This is a genomic window from Klebsiella sp. KP20-425-1, assembly GCF_025813515.1.
GTDB lineage: Bacteria > Pseudomonadota > Gammaproteobacteria > Enterobacterales > Enterobacteriaceae > Klebsiella > Klebsiella pneumoniae.
The window spans coordinates 3,095,880-3,113,375 of record NZ_CP109614.1; the positions used below are offsets into that span (position 1 = coordinate 3,095,880).

The window sequence follows — 17,496 nt, forward strand, 5'->3', positions numbered from 1 at the left end:
GGACTATCGCTCAGCGGTATTAAGCAGCGAGATAACTTTCCTTACCACCGCCGAACGAATATGGCGGTGGTAAACCATGCTCAGCTCACTCTCCGCCAGCCGATCCTGGAGATCGATATACACCACGTTATCAAGGCGTAAGGCCCGCGCCGAGAGCGGAACCAACGCCACTCCCACCCCGGCGGAGACCAGGCTAATCATCGAGGTAACGTCGTTAATCCGCTGCGCCACCTGCGGCGTAAAGCCCGCGACGCGACAGGCATCCATAAAAACCTGCTCCAGTCCGGTGCCCTGCGGATCGTCAAGCGAGATCCAGTTGTCAGTGCGCAATGAGGCCAGATTAAGCGCGCCCACGCCGGCCAGCGGATGCTGTTGATAGAGGGCCAGGCAGAGCTTTTCACGTACAAACGGCCTGACCACCAGCGCGTCCGGCGGCGAGGCCAGCGGCGCGCGGATGATGGCGATATCCAGACGCAGATCCAACAGCGCTTCGTAGAGCATTTGCACATCCCCCTGGACCAGCGACAGCTCAATCCCCGGCCAGTCGGCGCGCAGCCGGCGCAGGAGCCCCGGCAGTTTACTGTCGTACATCGCGCTGGAGACATACCCCAAATGCAGCCTCCCCTGCTCGCCCCGCGCGGTGCGCTGGGCGTCCAGCACCGCCTGATCGGCCATTTCCAGCGCCAGCCGCGTCTTGTGTAAAAAGGCCTCGCCCGCGGCGGTCAGAGTCAGACGGCGGTTAGCGCGGGAAAAGAGCACCACGCCCAGGCGCTGCTCAAGCTGCTTAATCTGCTGACTGAGGGCGGGCTGGGCGATATGTAACCGCTCCGCCGCCCGGTGCATATGCAACTCTTCGGCAACGACCACAAAATGGCGTAACGCTCGCAAGGACATGGTCGGACTCCTCCCTACAAATTGATAAGAAAAAGCTTATCAATAAAGCATAAATGATGTAATTGATAACCATTAGCCTGCGAAGCATACTGTGCGCATCGATACGCTAAGGAGAACATCATGACCGCACTGATTCAGGATCTGCGCGACGCCATCGCGCTGCTGCAACAGCATGACAATCAGTATCTCGAAACCGATCATCCGGTTGACCCTAACGCCGAGCTGGCCGGTGTTTATCGCCATATCGGCGCGGGCGGCACCGTGAAGCGCCCCACTCGCATCGGGCCGGCGATGATGTTTAACAATATTAAGGGTTATCCACACTCGCGCATTCTGGTGGGTATGCACGCCAGCCGCCAGCGGGCCGCGCTGCTGCTGGGCTGCGAAGCCTCGCAGCTGGCCCTTGAAGTGGGTAAGGCGGTGAAAAAACCGGTCGCGCCGGTGGTCGTCCCGGCCAGCAGCGCCCCCTGCCAGGAACAGATCTTTCTGGCCGACGATCCGGATTTTGATTTGCGCACCCTGCTTCCGGCGCCCACCAACACCCCTATCGACGCCGGCCCCTTCTTCTGCCTGGGCCTGGCGCTGGCCAGCGATCCCGACGACGCCTCGCTGACCGACGTCACCATCCACCGCTTGTGCGTTCAGGGCCGGGATGAGCTGTCGATGTTTCTTGCCGCCGGCCGCCATATCGAAGTGTTTCGCCAGAAGGCCGAGGACGCCGGCAAACCACTGCCGATAACCATCAATATGGGTCTCGATCCGGCCATCTATATTGGCGCCTGCTTCGAAGCCCCTACCACGCCGTTCGGCTATAACGAGCTGGGCGTCGCCGGCGCGCTGCGTCAACGTCCGGTGGAGCTGGTTCAGGGCGTCAGCGTCCCGGAGAAAGCCATCGCCCGCGCCGAGATCGTTATCGAAGGTGAGCTGTTGCCTGGCGTGCGCGTCAGAGAGGATCAGCACACCAATAGCGGCCACGCGATGCCGGAATTTCCTGGCTACTGCGGCGGCGCTAATCCGTCGCTGCCGGTAATCAAAGTCAAAGCAGTGACCATGCGAAACAATGCGATTCTGCAGACCCTGGTGGGACCGGGGGAAGAGCATACCACCCTCGCCGGCCTGCCAACGGAAGCCAGTATCTGGAATGCCGTCGAGGCCGCCATTCCGGGCTTTTTACAAAATGTCTACGCCCACACCGCGGGTGGCGGTAAGTTCCTCGGGATCCTGCAGGTGAAAAAACGTCAACCCGCCGATGAAGGCCGGCAGGGGCAGGCCGCGCTGCTGGCGCTGGCGACCTATTCCGAGCTAAAAAATATTATTCTGGTTGATGAAGATGTCGACATCTTTGACAGCGACGATATCCTGTGGGCGATGACCACCCGCATGCAGGGGGACGTCAGCATTACGACAATCCCCGGCATTCGCGGTCACCAGCTGGATCCGTCCCAGACGCCGGAATACAGCCCGTCGATCCGTGGAAATGGCATCAGCTGCAAGACCATTTTTGACTGCACGGTCCCCTGGGCGCTGAAATCGCACTTTGAGCGCGCGCCGTTTGCCGACGTCGATCCGCGCCCGTTTGCACCGGAGTATTTCGCCCGGCTGGAAAAAAACCAGGGTAGCGCAAAATAAGCAATAGCCGCCGGTAAACGGCGGCATTTTTCCATGCCGCGCGATCCTGAGCGGATGGCGCAGGCAGGATTAATTGATCGCAGCGGCGAGATCTTTTTTCACCAGCTCGCGCAGCTCAGAAGTCAGCACCTGGCTTACGTCGAAATGGCGATCGGGGCGTTACGCATGGGGGTATTTACAGGGAACGATCCTTCATAAAAAAGAGAGGCGCTTATCACTGCGCTAATAAAGATTATCAGTAGCAAAGGGGGAATTTAAAACTGGAAAATAAAAGAATAGCAGGTAACCGAAACCAGCCCCCGGTCGACCCTCAACCGCAAAGAAAAATATATTCTTCCTTCCAGTAGCGGCCCTGACCTATGATGTCCCCGGCAGAAGTGATTAACCGTTTTTGCTTTTCGGTTTCGATACCCTCAACGATCACATGGCCGGTCAGGGTATGAATAGACTGCAACAGACCGGGCAAAGCGGGGTCGTTTTCTTTATCCCAGAAGTAATCCTTATCCACTTTGACGCAATCGAAGCGGAATCTCTCCAGCAGCGGGAAGGAGGTTCGCCCGCGACCAAAATCATCCAGCCAGACCGGACAAAGCGCCGCCAGCGTGCTTAGCGCCGTCAGCTCGCGGCCGGCGATAAACTCATGAAAATTCTCATTTATCTCCAAAGCAATATGCTTACACGAGCGCAGAAAATCGCAGAGATAGCGGTCCGTCAGAATAAAATGGCTTAATAAATCATCGATATTGAGCGAGATCGGCTTATTATCGACCAGGGAAAAATCAAATACGGAAAGCAACTCGATTTGTCGGGTAAATAGTGCAAGCTTATCGCTTTCGGTAAGCGTGGAGAAAGAAAACGCGGGCGCTGAGGCGTTATTTCGTGCGGGTGCTATAATATCTTTAGTGAGCAATTCCCACGAGTGGCAGCTGCCATCATCGCTAATAGCGGGCTCCAGTACGAAGCGATAGGAGGTATTTTTCGCGTTTTCTTCAACCATTTAAAAAATACCCAAAATAAGAAAGGGTTAAAGCATGTCATATATTTCCCGCCAACAAAAATAGTTTAAAATGATCGATAAGAAACATTCGATAGCTAAAAACTATCAACATATAATTTATTGATCGGTAAAGTGAATTAATATAAATTAGCCACCGCTGTCGCATGCGTTTAGACAACAATTAAAATATTGTTTCAAACCAGCCAGTTACATGACGAGCCGCATCCAGTCGTAGCCACATTACGCTTTTCCCCGGCGGCAAAAAAAAGCGTGGTGTAATAAAAATCAAAAATACAAGCCGCCAGTTTTCGTCCTCTCGTATGCCAAAAGATGAATAATCTCTGGCCCAACGCAACCGCTTGCCAATAATAAAAACGCTGCCCCGGTCAACGAAACGTCATACTTTACCGCTACCTTGCTGGCAGAACAGGCGCAGCGGATAAAGGGCAGTGAAAAGAAAATACATAGTCCCACTGGCGCTAATGCTCCTCATGCTCATCGCCAGCGCATGGCTGGAACCGGCCCCGCGGCCTGTCGCCAGAGGGCTGTGCGTCTGGTTCGACGGGGCAATGGTCAACTGTCTGCAGAGGCAACGGCTGGGCGAAAGGTTGCCGACTCACTCGCTGGCCAGGCAGTAAACGGGCACTCGTCGGGTGGTATTGAACAAATTGTCGCTGACCTCCACCTCCGTCGTGACAATCGCCATGCCGGACCGGCGCAACTGCGCGATGTCCGCCGCCACTCGCTGACTGCCGAACCAGAACAAGGCGTCGAGAGCGGTGACCGGCAGGCCGGCGTTCAGCGCCTGGCGGAGCCGCTCCCGGGCCGGCTTTATCTCCCGGGCAATCTGCTGGTACGGGGCCGCCGTCAGCCCGGTTGCATCGACGCGACGAATGCGGTTTGCCAGGCGGTAATGAAAGGCTTCCGGTACAGCCTGTAAATCCTGTTTCAAACTATAGACGCAGCCGTAACGTTTGCCGTTGAAAACGGCGGCTTTACGGCTAAGCTGCAATGTCTCGCGAACATCGGCGATTAGCTGCGGCGCGCGCACCAGCAGCAGGCGAAAAGGCAGCTCGAAGCTGGTGACATAGTCGACGTTCAGTAACGCAATGCGCAGGCGCTCCTCTGCCCCGGCCCGCAGCTGACGACACTCCAGGTATACTTCACGCCACTGCTCCCGGAGCCGTGGCGTCTCACCGGCTTCGGTAAACTGGTATTTTTCAATATCGTAATCAATTCTCCCGGCCACCGCGCATTCCTTTCTGAATCAGTCCGCGGGTTATATTATCATCCTCCGACGCCGTCCCCTATGCCCAACGCCGCTGTCGTTGTCGATTATTTACGATAAAGATAACGGGTGATGATCACATCAAGAACAAACAGCAGGAAGATAACGCTGCTTAACCATAATAAGCCTGCGAATAAATCAAGTAATTGCATCGTTGTTCCCTCGCCGTTGGCCCTAAAAAAGACGCTCCATCACCATAAAGTAGTTAACAACCACCTTACCAGCCACAGAATAAAATTATTTAGCACGATGCCATCCCGAGCCCGGACAGATTCATTTTATTGTCATTAATTTGTCATCAAAAAATGTCTATCATCAACCGGCGCCGCAGGGTCGTCTCTGCCGTCATGGTATGGTGGACAACGCGTCGCCACGCGGTTTAACAACACGGAATAACCTCGCCCTGCCTCATTCTTACTGTCATTGCATAATTTTATATCAGGCACGTTTGTCATCCTGCTGAATAATCCGTAAAAGCGCCGTAAGCAATAAAACCCCTGCAGATCGGTTTACCATGGAGAAATAAGATGCCTAGCGAAAAAGCCCGCAGCCTTGACCATTTCTATGAATTACTGGCGACAGGACAACACCCGAAGATTGAGCTCGATTTTGATGTCGCCGCGGACGATTTTTTTAAAATCGCCACCGAGTTTGGCGATATTGGCGCGAGGATCACCCGGGTTAACGAACGATTTATTATTAAGATCAAGCCACCGAAGGCATAAACACCCGGCCCGAGTCGTTGCAGCAGATCACCGGTTTGTGCGCATCCCTCTCGGTCATCCCTGACCGGACGGCGCGACGCGCCGGCAAATCCTCACCTGCCGGCGCGAATCAGGCTCAGTGATAGCCCTCGCTGCCGGAGACTTTGCCGCGAAAGACGTAGTAGCTCCAGGCGGTATACATCAGGATCACCGGGATAATGAGCAGCGCCCCCGGCAGCATAAATACCTGGCTGGAGGGCGGCGCAGCGGCATCCCACAGGGAGATATGCGGTGGAATAATGTTCGGCCAGACGCTGATCCCCAGCCCGCTGAAGCCGAGGAATATCAGGCCCAGCGTCAGGATAAAGGGACGGGCGTGGCTGGCGGGGCGCGCGCTCAGGCGCCAGATCCACAGGCTCAGAGCCAACACCAGAATTGGCACCGGCACGAACCAGAAGAAATTGGGCAGCGTAAACCAGCGTTCCGCCACGTAGCGCCAGCCCAACGGCGTCCAGACGCTGACCACCGCAATCACCACCATCAGCGCCAGCAGTACCTTGCGGGTCAGCTCGCGCATCCGCTGCTGCAGCGCGCCTTCGCTTTTCATAATCAACCACGTGGTGCCCAGCAGCAGATAGGCCACCACCAGCCCCAGACCGCAGAACAGATTGAAAGGGGTAAGCCAGTCCAGCGTCGAACCGGCGAAGCGGCGGTCAGCCACCGCAAAGCCGTTGATAAACGCGCCGACGACAATCCCCTGGCTGAAGGTCGCCAACAGCGAGCCGCCGGCAAAGGCATAGTCCCAGAAGATGCGATGCGAGGGAACCGCTTTAAAACGAAATTCAAAGGCCACGCCGCGAAAAATCAGGCCGATGAGCATCGCCGTCAGCGGGATAACCAGCGCATCGGTGATCACCGCATAGGCCAGCGGAAAGGCGCCGAACAGCCCTGCCCCGCCGAGCACCAGCCAGGTTTCGTTACCATCCCAGACGGGGGCGACGCTGTTGACCATCACATCGCGCTCTTCGCCATCATGCACCACGCTGAACAGCATCCCAATACCTAAATCGAAACCATCCATCACGATATACATCAGCGTGGCGAAGACAATGATGACAAACCAAATCACCGAGATATCGATGCTCATGATGCGTTCTCCTCATCACGCACCGGCTCAGCCGCTGAGAGCGGACGCGCCGGGGTGCCTGCGGTTTGCGAGGTCAGCTCCGTCACCGGCTGCGGCCCTTTTTTGATAAGCCGGAAAATGTAGTAATACCCCACGCCAAACACGGCGCAGTAAACCACGATAAATACCAGCAGGCTGATGGCCATCTGCAGGGTGCTGTGCAACGACACCGCATCCCGCGTGCGCAGCAACCCGTATATCACCCACGGCTGGCGGCCCATCTCGGTGGTCACCCACCCGGCGACCAGGGCAATCAGACCGGCGGGCCCCATACAGAGCGCAAACCACTGGAAGGGACGCGAGTGGTACAGCCGCCGCCGATAGCGCAGCCAGGCGCTGCAGATCCCTAAGGCGATCATCAACACGCCCATCCCGACCATGATGCGAAACGACCAGAAGACGGCGGGCGAATAGGGTCGGTCCTCTTTCGGGAAGTCTTTCAGGGCCGGCACCTGCTTATGCAGGCTGTGGGTAAGGATCAGGCTACCGAGAGCGGGGATCTCCAGACCATAGCGGGTCCGCTCCTGCTCCATGTCCGGCAGGCCAAACAGCAGCAGCGGCGTGGCCTCGCCGGGGCGATTTTCCCAGTGCCCTTCGATGGCCGCGATCTTCGCCGGCTGATGCTCAAGGGTATTAAGACCATGCATATCCCCCACCACCGCCTGGATCGGCGCCACCAGCAGCGCCATCCACATCGCCATCGACAGCATTTTGCGGATGGCCGGCGAGTCGTTGCCGCGCAGAAGATGCCACGCGGCAGACGCCCCGACGAACATGGCGCTACTGAGAAACGCGGCTATCGCCATATGGAACAAGCGATACGGAAAAGAGGGGTTAAAGATAATCGCCAGCCAGTCCTGCGGGATGAGATGGCCATTTTCGATGATAAAACCCTGCGGCGTCTGCATCCAGCTATTGGAGGCAAGGATCCAGAAGGTAGAAACCAACGTGCCAAGCGCCACCATGCAGGTGGTAAAAAAATGCAGCGCTGGCGGCACTTTATTCCAGCCAAACAGCATCACACCGAGGAATCCCGCTTCAAGGAAGAAGGCGGTCAGCACTTCGTACAGCAGCAGCGGGCCGGTAATACTGCCAGCGAACTGGGAAAATCCGCTCCAGTTGGTGCCGAACTGATAGGACATGACTAATCCGGAGACTACGCCCATGCCAAAATTGACGGCAAAGATTTTCAGCCAGAAATTGTAGAGTGAACGCCAGACATTATCCCGGGTTCGCAGCCACATCCCCTCAAGCACCACAAGGTAGCTGGCAAGGCCGATGGTGATGGCCGGAAAGAGGATATGGAAGGATACGGTAAAGGCGAATTGCAATCGGGCCAGATGAAACGCGTCGAATTCAAACATATTCCACACCCATCATTGTGAATCGCCCCGGCCGCAGCCGGGGCTCATGCGAACATCACTTAGCCGATGATGAAGTGTTTTGCTTCCCGGCGCCGAGTTCGGCGCCGGTCAAAGGATCGCCCTGCGGGTCAGACTGCGTTCGCTTCAGCATCGCTTTGCACAGCGCTTCCTGCTCTGGCGTCAGGCCGACAGAAGCACTGCCATCTCCGCCATCTACGGCCGGCTGTGGATCCTTGACATAATCGAAGTGTTTGTCACTGTTCCAGCTGCCGCGTACTTCTCCACCTTCAGACATATTGTAGTAGGTGTTAGCGTACTCGCTAATGGGCGGCAGTTTGCCCGGTGGATAGTTGTTGCGAATCGACTGCAGGGCCTTCTCAAAAGAGAGCTGATGCGCCGCTTCGCGGGTCATCAGGAAGGCCAGCGCGTCTTTCACGCCAGGATCGTCGGTCACGTTGATCAGGCGTTCATAGACGATCTTCGCCCTCGCCTCCGCCGCGACATTCGACCGCAGGTCGGCGGTGGGTTCGCCGATAGTATCAATGTAGGCCGCCGTCCACGGCACGCCCGCCGAGTTGGTCAGCGGGGTACCGCCGCCGTACAGCAGGGATGTAATATGGCTGTCATTGCCGTTGGCGGTGAGCGAACGTTAGAGTTCCGCCTCGCTCTCGGTGCCCTCCGCCAGGGCTCCTTTGGCGCCTTTATTCAGCATGCCGACCAAAGTGCCAATGATCTCCAGATGGCTCAACTCCTCTGTCGCGATATCCATCAGCATATCTTTGCGGCCGGGATCGTCATCGCTTAATCCCTGGGTGAAATAACGACACGCGGCGGCCAGCTCGCCCTGAGGGCCGCCAAACTGTTCGAGCAGTAAATTCGCGAGCCCCGGATTCGGTTCAGCAACGCGTACGGTATACTGCAGTTGTTTCACATGACGAAACATGGGCCTGCCTCCTGGGTTATTTTTTCGCTTCTACGCCGTCAGCATCTGAACGCAGGAGAAACTGCTCCGTGGTCTGAGGAATATGTTTAATCAGCCAGTCGGCCATTTCCCGCTCTTCCGCCAGTATGGCTTCAATGGCTGGGATGGAGGCGGTATCGCCTGCTTTTTCAGCGGCCGCCAGTAGAGAGGTATAGCAGGCGATTTCAAACTGCTCGAAAACGTACCCGCTGATCGAGCCTTTGACGATTTCATCGGAAGGAAACATCCCGCCGATGGACTGGCCGAGAGCCGCCATTTTACTCATCGAATCTTTAATCACCGAGCGCGAAATCTCATTGCGGTCGAGGATCTCTTCCAGCACGGTAATTTGCCGTTTGGTCTCGTTAACATGCTGTTCGATTCTGGCACGGAGATCCGGATAATTATCGATACGGCCAGCCATTGATTCCAGCATGGACTCTGCCTGTTTTTCCATGGCATGCGCATCTCGTAGCCAGTCATGGTAATGTTCAACGTGATTCATCGTGATTTCCTCGTGTCAGGGAGAGTTTATTTTTCCGCTTTCTTATTAATATTACCTACCGCCAGATCGGTTAATTTCACATCGGTTTGTTTTTCTTCTTCCAGGGTTTCGGCAAGCAGTTTGGCTGCTTTTTTATAGCCCAACTGCTCTGCCAGGGTGACCAGAGTACCGTAACTGGCAATTTCGTAATGCTCGACCTTTTGCGCAGCGGCAATTAATGCAGCATCACGTACCTCATTTTTTTCCGTGCTCTCAACGACTTCATTAGCTTCTTCGATTAATCCTTCCATGGCCACGCATTTCATGCGTTTGATTTTCAGGTTGGATTCCTGTTCAATAATCTGGTCGATACGTTCGATCTGGCCCTGGGTTTCTTCAAGATGAGCATTGAACGCCGCGCTGAGTTTTTCACTGGACGCCGCTCTGGCTAGTTTAGCCAGCCCGCGGGTTAATTGTTTCTCTGCGCTGTAGGTATCTGAGAGCAGGTGAATAAATACATCTTCAATGCTTTTCATATTCATAGAAATACCTTCTGGAGTCAGAAAATAACTGCGAGTCTGTGACAGACTCGCAGGAGATACTTTCACTTCAGGGTGCAAGGAAAAGGATAATCAGGAATTATCGGACTTGCGGCCACCGCCGTGGCTATTCTGTCCGCCTTTTTTACCCGCTTCGGACGCACGCTGCGGATCATTTTTAAAGTTCCCGCCGCTGTGCTGACCACCTTTACGACCTGCTTCAGAAGCTTTTTCACGGTCTTCAGCAAAATTACCGGAACCACCACGATGCTCTGCCATATTTCACCTCATGTATATCGGTTATGTCAGTACGATACGAAAATATTCCGTATCACTCGTCGTTCGATATTTAAATCTAGCGGGTAATGCTGGTTAGTCAAATTATTATTCCGTTTTTTCGACACCTTTTAGCAGTAATTCGGAATAATTCTACAAGACACCTCAAAAATAACCAGACGGCACCTTGCCGCTAACTCACTGTGTTCAGGGAAATAATGTATGCAGATCACCTCTGCGGCAAAGAATTATCTATACCGGAGGATTACTACCGTTGGGTTATATAACGAAGCGGCAGCATTGCCCTTTGCCAGACGGAAATTAAGAATTTTCCCTGATTTTACGGATAAAAAAAGCCGCTGGGGAAGCGGCTAGCAAACAAAATGGAGCGAATATCATGCCCGATTAATACTGGCACACATAAGGGCAATAGGCAAATAACTCGAACAGACCAGCCGGGAAATAAGCGAAGCGTGGAATATATTCAGCTCCTGGAATATCACGCAGTTCCATTATTAGTACTCTACGCTTTATTTTTTACGATGATTTATCGGTGACGATAGCAGCCGTTCACCAGGCCGAAGAACCGCATGCTGTCAACCTTTCTCTCGAGGAGAATATTCTATGAAAGCACTCACTTATCACGGCCCGCATCATGTCAGCGTCGACACCATGCCTGACCCGGCTCTTGAGGCAGCGGACGATATTATTCTGCGCGTCACCGCGACAGCGATTTGCGGTTCCGATCTGCATCTGTACCGCGGAAAGATCCCCGGCACGCACCATGGTGATATTTTCGGCCATGAATTTATGGGGGAAGTGGTGGAAGCCGGTTCCGAGGTCACCGCGGTCCGCAAAGGCGACCGGGTGGTTATCCCGTTTGTCATCGCCTGCGGAGACTGCTTCTTTTGTCGCTTGCAGCAGTATGCCGCCTGCGAAAGCACCAATAGCGGCCAGGGAGCGACGCTCAATCGAAAAGGCATTTCGCCACCGGCGGCGCTGTTTGGCTATAGCGATTTGTACGGCGGGATCCCGGGCGGCCAGGCGGAATATGTACGGGTCCCCAAAGCCAATACCGGACCGTTTAAAGTGCCAGACACCTTACCCGATGAAAAGGTGCTGTTTCTGTCAGATATTCTGCCCACCGCCTGGCAGGCGGTTAAAAACGCCGAGGTCAAACCCGGCAGTAGCGTGGCTATTTTTGGCGCCGGCCCGGTAGGCCTGCTCTGCGCCTCCTGCGCCAGGCTCAATGGCGCAGAACAGATATTTATCATCGATCATAACGATTACCGACTCGATTTCGCGCAACAACGCTATGGCGCGATCCCGATAAACTTTGACCACCATGACGATCCTGCGCAGTGGATTATCGATAACACGCCGGGCCATCGCGGCGTCGACGCGGTGATCGACGCCGTGGGCTTCGAGGCGAAAGGTAGCCTTACGGAAACCGTCCTCAGCACCCTGAAAATCGAGGGGAGCAGCGGAAAAGCCCTGCGCCAGTGCATCGCCGCCGTGCGCCGCGGCGGCATCGTCAGCGTACCCGGGGTTTACGCCGGTTTCATCCACGGCTTTATGTTTGGCGATGCCTTTGATAAAGGACTGACCTTCAGGATGGGACAAACCCACGTCCACGCCTGGCTGCCGGATCTGCTGGCGCTTATTGAGCAAGGGCTGCTTACCCCGGAGGAGATTGTCACTCACCATATGCCGCTGGAGGAGGCCGCGCGCGGCTACCAGATCTTTGAGAAACGTGAAGAGGCGTGCCGCAAAGTGATCCTCGTACCGGGAATGCAGCCCGGGAAGGCGACCCTCTGAGAAGGCGATTACCGCGCAAGGAAATTCTCGGCGGACCGATCGCGGCATGATATAAACATAGCGTGCTTTGGCCCGCCGTCGCTGATATAGCCGTTCACCAGAGGAGAAGTTGATGCTCGAGTTACGTCCGAATTGCGAATGCTGTGATAAAGATCTGCCGCCAGACTCACCCGAGGCGTTTATCTGCTCGTTCGAGTGCACCTTTTGCCGGGACTGCATGACGACGCGACTGAACGGACATTGCCCGAACTGCGGCGGCGAACTGGTGCGGCGCCCTGTGCGTCCCGAAGAGGCGCTGCGGCGCCACCCCGCCTCCACCCTGCGCCGCCATGCACAGTAGGCGAGACGCAGGTCTCCCGGCTAAGGTAAAAATCCACGCCCGAGGAGAGCGCGGAGCCTGAAGGCGTGACCGGTGGCAGACAACGTGCTCTTTCGATTATTGCCCGGCGGCGCTTCGCTAGTCCGGGCGAGCGTTTCCGGGTTCATATTCTGCATGTCAGTAAAACGTCTTCCCCGCCCGTACTGCCCGTCGGCGATCGCTTTCATCGATAGCCGCAGCCGTCAGGGTTTATCCCCCCACATCGCGATTTCACTAAAACTCAGCCAGCCCTGTGCGCTCAGGCTGCCGTATCGCATGGCTGGCGTTCTTTTTTATTCACCATCGCAATAACGCTGGAAGCATTTCCGTTGCAATCGTTGATCTCCTGCCAGGCATATTTCGCTGCACACCGAAGCTTCCTGCTCTGGCCGTCAGTAGACTGCCGGGAAATTCACCATGGAGCAGACTTATGATTGCGGTACTTTTTGAGGCCGACGCCTTACCACAAGCACAGGAAAGATATCTTCAGCTGGCGGCCGGGCTGACGCCTTTGCTTTCAGACACGCCGGGGTTTATTGCCATTGAGCGCTTTCAGAGCCTGAGTACGCCCGGCAAAATCCTCTCGTTATCCTGGTGGGAAGATGAAGCCTCGGTGGCCAACTGGCAGCAAAATGAGCGGCATCTGGCTGCCCAGCGCGAAGGCAAAGCATCGATTTTTTCATATTACAGAATACGCGTCGCCCGCGTGTTCCGGGATTACGCATCGGATCGGGGAGCACAGTCGGATGTATGACATTCACGTGATTCTCAGCAACTCGCCGGGCTCGCTTGGCGCAATGGGTATGGCGCTGGGTAACAACGGCGTGGGGCTCGAAGGCGGTGGCGTATTCACCACGCCTGATGCCGGACATGCGCATTTTCTGGTGGAAGACGGTGAGACAGCCCGCAGGGTGCTGACCGAGGCCGGCTTTACGGTCAGCAATGTATGCCGTCCTCTGATACGAAAGTTACCTCAGGAACGTCCTGGGGAACTGGGAGACATCGCGGACACCCTGGCCCATAATGGTATTAATATTCTGGTACAGTACAGCGACCACCGTAACCGGCTCATTCTCCTTACCGATGATGACGCCCGGGCAGCGGAAGTGACCAAAAAATGGGCCATACTTTCTGAATGAATCTCCTGAAACCGCAGCAAGACAGTGAGCCAGAGGAGGCGCTGGAAACCGCTATGGCGATGGTGGCCTCCGCCCTCTCTGACTCGTCAAGGGTCAGTATTCTCTGCGCGCTGATGGACGGGCGCGCATGGACGGCAACCGAACTCAGTACGGTCGCCGAGGTGTCCGCCTCCACCACCAGCGGCCATCTTGCCCGGCTGCTCAGCAACGGACTGGTGGTGAGTCTCGCGCAGGGGCGCCACCGCTATTACCGCCTGGCGGGCTCGCATATTGCCGGGCTGCTGGAAAACCTGATGGGCGTCTCTATGCAAGCGCATAAGACGCTTCTCCCCAGCACGCCGGTTAATCTTCGCTACGCCCGGACCTGCTACGATCATCTGGCGGGCGAGCTGGCGGTCAATATTTATGAATTTATGCTGAGGGAAAAATGGCTGGCGGCAGATGGCCTGGCCCTGACGTCAGCCGGTAAAACCCAGCTTGAACGCCTTGGCGCAGTGTTTAACGCCCGCCCACGGCGTAAGCCCTGCTGCCCCTGTCTCGACTGGAGCGAAAGACGTTTTCATCTGGGCGGCGATGCCGGTTCGTTGCTAATGACGCTGTTCCTGCAAAAAGGATGGATAACGCGCGCGCCGGGATATCGGGAAGTACAAGTGACGGATAGCGGCAGAGCGGCGCTGTCCCGGCTGTTTAATCTGAAAGTGAGCGGATAGCCTGAGTTTAGGCTACAGCACATTTTCGCCGAACGGCCCCGGTTTAAGCCGGTCGGGCCCTCAGTATGACGCCTGGCGTGCAATCCGTTTTCATGCGAGCTCTTACGGCAAATGGATCTCTCCCTGTCATGAGGTATATAGCTTTGTTGAACGTTGCGCTGCGGGACATTCGCCATCGCCTAATGCTTCAAGCGTCCGGCAGAATAATTGCCTGAAGGCGAAAAAAAACGGGAGCCCATCGGCTCCCGCTTTTACTTAATCCACCAACGGGATTACATGTTCGCGATAATCGCGTCGCCAAACTCTGAACATTTCAGCAGCTTAGCGCCTTCCATCAGACGTTCGAAATCATAGGTCACGGTCTTGGCGGCGATAGCGCCTTCCATGCCTTTGACGATCAGGTCTGCGGCTTCGAACCACTGCATGTGGCGCAGCAATACCTACCACAAAAACAGATAAGATATTGTTTTTATTATTTATTATATCAGTTTAAAGTAAATTTTTTACCTCAAGTATCCATTTTCAACCCATTGATTTATCTTATGTAATTCTTCATTTTGGGGAATGTATATCTATCAATATTCATGCTCACGGTTCTTTGTCTCACAACACTGGACAATCATCATCATCCTTCCCTGTCCGATTGATAACGAATGTCACTACCCCGACAACTGTAACATCATCCAGGGACTCACCTTCCAGCGCTTCACCGTCTCGTGTAATAAATGCCCGGCCCATAATTTTTGCAAAATCAGTGCCGCCGCCGTATTGAATTAAAACGGTATCTCCTTGCTTTGGTTTACCGGAAACATCGACTACGGTGTAACCAGTTTCTGTCTGAACGAGCCTAGTATTTGGGCCGGTACCGCAGAGTGAATCAACGGTCAGACGCCGTTCAACATAGTCAGCAGATGGTGATGGAAAGCCCACGATTACAGCCCTCCATTTGGGTTGTAAAGCTGGAACGTGCGATCGTCACCTTCCTGAGTTGAGACGTCGCGGAATGTTGTCACGTAGCCTTCTATCCACTGGTTAGCCTGCTGTGGCGACCAGTGCCAGTTATATCTCTCCAGTTCCTGCAGAAATCGCTTGGTGGTGAGGATGCGCTTTCCGTTAGGCAGGATATCTATTGCGTTACGGCAGGCCGTCTCGATTTCGTATAAACGCGGCATACTTTCCCCTGTCAAATTTGTCGCGGTAGGGATACCCGTTACCGGATACCCCCCGCACAGATCCCGGCGTGCGCGATTTACGCACCGGGCTCCTGCCTCGGGTGTCTGGCGGTGAACCGCTCCACAGGCCATGGATGAAGAACCCGAACCCTTGGTAGCCATGCGGCTGCCAGTTTGTTTGCTTTCGTCCAGGTCGTATCATCCTTCTGGCTCCTGCGCCTGAGCGCCCGGCGCCAGAGGTTTGTTACGTGTGTCCTGAACTTCTGCATGGTGGGGAAGTTGCCCGGTACCGAGTGATAGTTCAGGTATCCCTGAACCACTCTCCTGAGCCATTTTCCCTGTTCGGGGATTGAGTAATGCCAGCGCCTTCGCAGACCGTCTTTGATGGCTTTCAGAGTTGCCGTCATCCGATCCCGGCGGGTCTTTCGTATCAGCATGAACCTGCCGTTGCGATCTTTCCCGCTGATGTGCGTGAACCCGAGGAAGTTGAACGTTTCTGGTTTGCCTTTTCCCCTGATGGCACGGTTTTCGGCAGCGAAGCGGCCGAACTCCATCAGACGGGTTTTCTCCGGGTGAACCGTGAGTCCGAACTCCCTCAGTCTGCGCTGCATGGCTATACGGAAGCGCCGGGCATCGTATCGTTTGTCGAACCCGATGACGATGTCATCGGCGTATCTGACCATTACCACATTGCCTGTGGCATAGCGACGTCGCCACTGATGCGCCCACAGATCGAAGACGTAGTGGAGGTATATGTTTGCCAGCAGCGGTGAGATGACCGCACCCTGTGGGGTGCCTTCCTCCGTTGCTCGCCATTGACCCTCCTCCGACGTCCCGGCTGTGAGCCACTTACGTATGAGCCTGATTACCCTCCGGTCGCCGATCCGATGCTCTGTGAACCTGATCAGCCATTCGTGGCTCACCCTGTCAAAGAACTGACTGATGTCGGCATCCAGTACCCAGTTTACGTTAGTGCGTACCAGCCCTGTGGCCAGTGCGTCCAGTGCATCGTGCTGGCTTCGCCCGGGTCTGAACCCGTATGAGAACCCCATAAAGTCGTTTTCATAGACTGCGTTCAGGATTTTCACCAGCGCATACTGGACGATCTTGTCCTCCAGCGAGGCGATGCCGAGCGGGCGTTGTTTTCCATCCGCTTTTGGGATGTAGTGACGCCTGCCGGGCTGCGCCCTGTAGCTGCCCTGATGTAGCCTCCGGTGCAGATCTGTTATGTTGTTCTTCATGTTTCCGGCGTAGTCCATCCACCTGATGCCATCCACTCCGGCGGCCGCTTTCCTGCTCAGGGAGAGGAATGCGGCTTCCAGTGCTTCGACTGTCAGCAGGTGGAACAATGCTGTAAACCGTTCTTTCTTCCGCTGCTTCGCAGCTTCCCGCACGCGTGACAGCCTCTGTGACATGCTTTCCCGGCTCTGTGTCCGGCGCATGTGTGGCTGTTCCACGTTCCCCTTGGCCCCGCTCCTTCGCTCCACTGACTCCGCTCCTTTCGGGTTGTTCGCCTGCTTCGCCGCTACTATGAGCGAGTCCGACTTCTCCTCTCCGTACATCACCGGCTATGACTCCTCGTCTTCCCGGTGCGGGCCATCTCCGACACTGGCAGATGGTCAGAGGGGAGATCTCCCGGTTCCCGCGTAGAGATCGTATTGACATGCCAGGGTCTCAGACCCCGCCGGGTCCATGTGGCACTCGCAGTATCGCACCCTATGATGTTGCCTTCCGTTAACAGTACAACGTCGGCACCCGGTAATTTAATATACATTTCGTGGCTCAATGGCTGGCCTGTCAACACCCCTGTCAACGCTTCGCCCCATACCTCGCGGTATGCAACGCATGACTCGGGGACCTTGTGGATTGCTGGTCCTTCAATGGTCGGGGACTTTCACCCCTTGATCTCTACCGGTCTCCCGGCGCACACTGTATATAAATACAGTAAACGCATGTGTGCAGCAGATCAATATTGGC

Annotated in this window: 24 protein-coding genes and 2 pseudogenes; 11 read left to right on the forward strand and 15 right to left on the reverse strand. The window is 55.5% G+C overall.

The window, feature by feature from the left end; all coding sequences use genetic code 11:
- Positions 1 to 3: 3 nt before the first annotated feature.
- Entirely contained in the window at positions 4 to 894 is an 891-nt protein-coding gene (locus tag OHJ17_RS15245; protein WP_004150788.1) for a LysR substrate-binding domain-containing protein, read from the reverse strand.
- Between the two features lie 120 nt (positions 895 to 1,014).
- Here OHJ17_RS15245 and OHJ17_RS15250 point away from each other — a divergent pair, with 120 nt between their 5' ends.
- Complete coding sequence (locus tag OHJ17_RS15250) at positions 1,015 to 2,523, forward strand: UbiD family decarboxylase (protein ID WP_032432899.1); 1,509 nt, start codon at positions 1,015 to 1,017, stop codon at positions 2,521 to 2,523.
- A 33-nt stretch (positions 2,524 to 2,556) separates the two neighbouring features.
- Positions 2,557 to 2,721 (forward strand): hypothetical protein, encoded by a 165-nt coding sequence (locus tag OHJ17_RS15255; protein ID WP_032410895.1) that lies wholly within the window; start codon positions 2,557 to 2,559, stop codon positions 2,719 to 2,721.
- Positions 2,722 to 2,833: 112 nt separating this feature from the next.
- On the opposite strand, the gene OHJ17_RS15260 is transcribed toward OHJ17_RS15255, so the two are convergent.
- Together OHJ17_RS15260 and OHJ17_RS15265 are read right to left on the reverse strand one after the other, a co-directional pair.
- Positions 2,834 to 3,520: a KPN_01159 family EAL domain c-di-GMP phosphodiesterase gene (locus OHJ17_RS15260; protein ID WP_004150790.1), complete on the reverse strand. Its 687-nt coding sequence runs from the start codon at positions 3,518 to 3,520 to the stop codon at positions 2,834 to 2,836.
- A 397-nt stretch (positions 3,521 to 3,917) separates the two neighbouring features.
- The gene (locus tag OHJ17_RS15265; protein ID WP_194768951.1) at positions 3,918 to 4,061 is read right to left on the reverse strand and encodes a hypothetical protein; all 144 of its coding nucleotides are present in this window, start codon (positions 4,059 to 4,061) and stop codon (positions 3,918 to 3,920) included.
- Here OHJ17_RS15265 and OHJ17_RS15270 point away from each other — a divergent pair.
- On the forward strand, positions 4,003 to 4,158 hold the full coding sequence (locus OHJ17_RS15270) for a hypothetical protein (protein WP_153244810.1): 156 nt from the start codon (positions 4,003 to 4,005) through the stop codon (positions 4,156 to 4,158). The genes OHJ17_RS15265 and OHJ17_RS15270 overlap by 59 nt on opposite strands.
- Here OHJ17_RS15270 and OHJ17_RS15275 read toward each other — a convergent pair.
- Entirely contained in the window at positions 4,137 to 4,769 is a 633-nt protein-coding gene (locus OHJ17_RS15275; RefSeq protein WP_032432898.1) for an ECs1377 family protein, read from the reverse strand. The two genes, OHJ17_RS15270 and OHJ17_RS15275, sit on opposite strands and share 22 nt — an antisense overlap.
- A 566-nt stretch (positions 4,770 to 5,335) precedes the next feature.
- On the opposite strand from OHJ17_RS15275, the gene OHJ17_RS15280 reads away from it, so the two are divergent.
- Complete coding sequence (locus OHJ17_RS15280; protein WP_004140506.1) at positions 5,336 to 5,533, forward strand: hypothetical protein; 198 nt, start codon at positions 5,336 to 5,338, stop codon at positions 5,531 to 5,533.
- Positions 5,534 to 5,648: 115 nt separating this feature from the next.
- Here the strand turns inward: OHJ17_RS15280 and cydB are convergent, their stop codons facing one another.
- The 6 genes and pseudogenes from cydB to OHJ17_RS15310 all read right to left on the reverse strand — a co-directional run bounded on the left by cydB (position 5,649) and on the right by OHJ17_RS15310 (position 10,325).
- Complete coding sequence (cydB, locus tag OHJ17_RS15285; RefSeq protein ID WP_004183659.1) at positions 5,649 to 6,659, reverse strand: cytochrome d ubiquinol oxidase subunit II; 1,011 nt, start codon at positions 6,657 to 6,659, stop codon at positions 5,649 to 5,651.
- Positions 6,656 to 8,062 (reverse strand): cytochrome ubiquinol oxidase subunit I, encoded by a 1,407-nt coding sequence (locus OHJ17_RS15290; protein WP_004140511.1) that lies wholly within the window; start codon positions 8,060 to 8,062, stop codon positions 6,656 to 6,658. The genes cydB and OHJ17_RS15290 overlap by 4 nt, the downstream gene beginning before the upstream one ends.
- Before the next feature lie 55 nt (positions 8,063 to 8,117).
- Positions 8,118 to 9,005 (reverse strand): annotated as a pseudogene (locus tag OHJ17_RS15295) (manganese catalase family protein).
- Positions 9,006 to 9,021: 16 nt separating this feature from the next.
- Positions 9,022 to 9,528, reverse strand: coding sequence for a ferritin-like domain-containing protein (locus tag OHJ17_RS15300; protein WP_004140514.1), 507 nt, complete (start codon positions 9,526 to 9,528; stop codon positions 9,022 to 9,024).
- Positions 9,529 to 9,554: 26 nt separating this feature from the next.
- On the reverse strand, positions 9,555 to 10,049 hold the full coding sequence (locus OHJ17_RS15305; protein ID WP_004148027.1) for a YciE/YciF ferroxidase family protein: 495 nt from the start codon (positions 10,047 to 10,049) through the stop codon (positions 9,555 to 9,557).
- A 90-nt stretch (positions 10,050 to 10,139) separates the two neighbouring features.
- Entirely contained in the window at positions 10,140 to 10,325 is a 186-nt protein-coding gene (locus tag OHJ17_RS15310; protein WP_004150795.1) for a con-10 family general stress protein, read from the reverse strand.
- 219 nt (positions 10,326 to 10,544) lie between these two features.
- On the opposite strand from OHJ17_RS15310, the gene OHJ17_RS15315 reads away from it, so the two are divergent.
- The 3 genes from OHJ17_RS15315 to OHJ17_RS15325 all read left to right on the forward strand — a co-directional run bounded on the left by OHJ17_RS15315 (position 10,545) and on the right by OHJ17_RS15325 (position 12,480).
- Complete coding sequence (locus OHJ17_RS15315) at positions 10,545 to 10,697, forward strand: hypothetical protein (RefSeq protein ID WP_032104012.1); 153 nt, start codon at positions 10,545 to 10,547, stop codon at positions 10,695 to 10,697.
- Positions 10,698 to 10,946: 249 nt separating this feature from the next.
- Positions 10,947 to 12,140, forward strand: coding sequence for a zinc-dependent alcohol dehydrogenase (locus tag OHJ17_RS15320; RefSeq protein ID WP_004140529.1), 1,194 nt, complete (start codon positions 10,947 to 10,949; stop codon positions 12,138 to 12,140).
- A gap of 112 nt (positions 12,141 to 12,252) precedes the next feature.
- On the forward strand, positions 12,253 to 12,480 hold the full coding sequence (locus tag OHJ17_RS15325; RefSeq protein ID WP_004140530.1) for a DUF1272 domain-containing protein: 228 nt from the start codon (positions 12,253 to 12,255) through the stop codon (positions 12,478 to 12,480).
- 20 nt (positions 12,481 to 12,500) lie between these two features.
- Here the strand turns inward: OHJ17_RS15325 and OHJ17_RS26415 are convergent, their stop codons facing one another.
- Positions 12,501 to 12,686 carry a hypothetical protein gene (locus tag OHJ17_RS26415; protein ID WP_040244743.1) on the reverse strand — a complete coding sequence of 62 codons (186 nt, stop codon included), beginning with the start codon at positions 12,684 to 12,686 and terminating at the stop codon, positions 12,501 to 12,503.
- Between OHJ17_RS26415 and OHJ17_RS15330 the strand changes: the two genes are divergently transcribed.
- The 4 genes from OHJ17_RS15330 to OHJ17_RS15345 all read left to right on the forward strand — a co-directional run bounded on the left by OHJ17_RS15330 (position 12,634) and on the right by OHJ17_RS15345 (position 14,347).
- A complete protein-coding gene (locus OHJ17_RS15330; RefSeq protein WP_032415655.1) occupies positions 12,634 to 12,810 on the forward strand; it encodes a hypothetical protein in 177 nt (58 codons plus the stop codon). The two genes, OHJ17_RS26415 and OHJ17_RS15330, sit on opposite strands and share 53 nt — an antisense overlap.
- 118 nt (positions 12,811 to 12,928) lie before the next feature.
- Entirely contained in the window at positions 12,929 to 13,252 is a 324-nt protein-coding gene (locus OHJ17_RS15335) for an antibiotic biosynthesis monooxygenase family protein (RefSeq protein ID WP_004150797.1), read from the forward strand.
- Positions 13,245 to 13,637, forward strand: a complete 393-nt coding sequence (locus OHJ17_RS15340) for an amino acid-binding protein (RefSeq protein ID WP_004150798.1) — start codon at positions 13,245 to 13,247, stop codon at positions 13,635 to 13,637. Before OHJ17_RS15335 ends, OHJ17_RS15340 begins: the two co-directional genes overlap by 8 nt.
- Positions 13,634 to 14,347: an ArsR/SmtB family transcription factor gene (locus OHJ17_RS15345; protein ID WP_114505258.1), complete on the forward strand. Its 714-nt coding sequence runs from the start codon at positions 13,634 to 13,636 to the stop codon at positions 14,345 to 14,347. Before OHJ17_RS15340 ends, OHJ17_RS15345 begins: the two co-directional genes overlap by 4 nt.
- 272 nt (positions 14,348 to 14,619) lie before the next feature.
- On the opposite strand, the pseudogene OHJ17_RS15350 reads toward OHJ17_RS15345, so the two are convergent.
- From OHJ17_RS15350 to ltrA, 4 genes and pseudogenes are all read right to left on the reverse strand, one after another.
- Positions 14,620 to 14,787 (reverse strand): annotated as a pseudogene (locus OHJ17_RS15350) (isocitrate/isopropylmalate family dehydrogenase); the annotation flags it as partial.
- 163 nt (positions 14,788 to 14,950) lie between these two features.
- Positions 14,951 to 15,277: a S24/S26 family peptidase gene (locus OHJ17_RS15355; RefSeq protein WP_049026370.1), complete on the reverse strand. Its 327-nt coding sequence runs from the start codon at positions 15,275 to 15,277 to the stop codon at positions 14,951 to 14,953.
- A gap of 2 nt (positions 15,278 to 15,279) precedes the next feature.
- Positions 15,280 to 15,519 (reverse strand): DNA polymerase V, encoded by a 240-nt coding sequence (locus tag OHJ17_RS15360; protein WP_085876854.1) that lies wholly within the window; start codon positions 15,517 to 15,519, stop codon positions 15,280 to 15,282.
- A gap of 77 nt (positions 15,520 to 15,596) precedes the next feature.
- Positions 15,597 to 17,084 (reverse strand): group II intron reverse transcriptase/maturase, encoded by a 1,488-nt coding sequence (gene ltrA, locus OHJ17_RS15365; RefSeq protein WP_162660611.1) that lies wholly within the window; start codon positions 17,082 to 17,084, stop codon positions 15,597 to 15,599.
- Positions 17,085 to 17,496: the final 412 nt, after the last annotated feature.

What these genes read in the sequence shown, in the direction of transcription:
- OHJ17_RS15325 (WP_004140530.1), top strand. Translation starts at nt 12,253, where the DNA reads ATGCTCGAGTTACGTCCGAATTGCGAATGCTGTGATAAAGATCTGCCG.
- OHJ17_RS15250 (WP_032432899.1), top strand. Translation starts at nt 1,015, where the DNA reads ATGACCGCACTGATTCAGGATCTGCGCGACGCCATCGCGCTGCTGCAA.
- OHJ17_RS15315 (WP_032104012.1), top strand. Translation starts at nt 10,545, where the DNA reads ATGCAGATCACCTCTGCGGCAAAGAATTATCTATACCGGAGGATTACT.
- OHJ17_RS15360 (WP_085876854.1), bottom strand. Translation starts at nt 15,519, where the DNA reads ATGCCGCGTTTATACGAAATCGAGACGGCCTGCCGTAACGCAATAGAT.
- OHJ17_RS26415 (WP_040244743.1), bottom strand. Translation starts at nt 12,686, where the DNA reads ATGAAAGCGATCGCCGACGGGCAGTACGGGCGGGGAAGACGTTTTACT.
- OHJ17_RS15305 (WP_004148027.1), bottom strand. Translation starts at nt 10,049, where the DNA reads ATGAATATGAAAAGCATTGAAGATGTATTTATTCACCTGCTCTCAGAT.
- cydB (WP_004183659.1), bottom strand. Translation starts at nt 6,659, where the DNA reads ATGAGCATCGATATCTCGGTGATTTGGTTTGTCATCATTGTCTTCGCC.
- OHJ17_RS15300 (WP_004140514.1), bottom strand. Translation starts at nt 9,528, where the DNA reads ATGAATCACGTTGAACATTACCATGACTGGCTACGAGATGCGCATGCC.
- OHJ17_RS15280 (WP_004140506.1), top strand. Translation starts at nt 5,336, where the DNA reads ATGCCTAGCGAAAAAGCCCGCAGCCTTGACCATTTCTATGAATTACTG.
- OHJ17_RS15310 (WP_004150795.1), bottom strand. Translation starts at nt 10,325, where the DNA reads ATGGCAGAGCATCGTGGTGGTTCCGGTAATTTTGCTGAAGACCGTGAA.
- OHJ17_RS15340 (WP_004150798.1), top strand. Translation starts at nt 13,245, where the DNA reads ATGTATGACATTCACGTGATTCTCAGCAACTCGCCGGGCTCGCTTGGC.
- OHJ17_RS15260 (WP_004150790.1), bottom strand. Translation starts at nt 3,520, where the DNA reads ATGGTTGAAGAAAACGCGAAAAATACCTCCTATCGCTTCGTACTGGAG.
- OHJ17_RS15290 (WP_004140511.1), bottom strand. Translation starts at nt 8,062, where the DNA reads ATGTTTGAATTCGACGCGTTTCATCTGGCCCGATTGCAATTCGCCTTT.
- OHJ17_RS15330 (WP_032415655.1), top strand. Translation starts at nt 12,634, where the DNA reads ATGTCAGTAAAACGTCTTCCCCGCCCGTACTGCCCGTCGGCGATCGCT.
- OHJ17_RS15255 (WP_032410895.1), top strand. Translation starts at nt 2,557, where the DNA reads ATGCCGCGCGATCCTGAGCGGATGGCGCAGGCAGGATTAATTGATCGC.
- OHJ17_RS15345 (WP_114505258.1), top strand. Translation starts at nt 13,634, where the DNA reads ATGAATCTCCTGAAACCGCAGCAAGACAGTGAGCCAGAGGAGGCGCTG.
- OHJ17_RS15320 (WP_004140529.1), top strand. Translation starts at nt 10,947, where the DNA reads ATGAAAGCACTCACTTATCACGGCCCGCATCATGTCAGCGTCGACACC.
- OHJ17_RS15245 (WP_004150788.1), bottom strand. Translation starts at nt 894, where the DNA reads ATGTCCTTGCGAGCGTTACGCCATTTTGTGGTCGTTGCCGAAGAGTTG.
- OHJ17_RS15335 (WP_004150797.1), top strand. Translation starts at nt 12,929, where the DNA reads ATGATTGCGGTACTTTTTGAGGCCGACGCCTTACCACAAGCACAGGAA.
- OHJ17_RS15270 (WP_153244810.1), top strand. Translation starts at nt 4,003, where the DNA reads ATGCTCCTCATGCTCATCGCCAGCGCATGGCTGGAACCGGCCCCGCGG.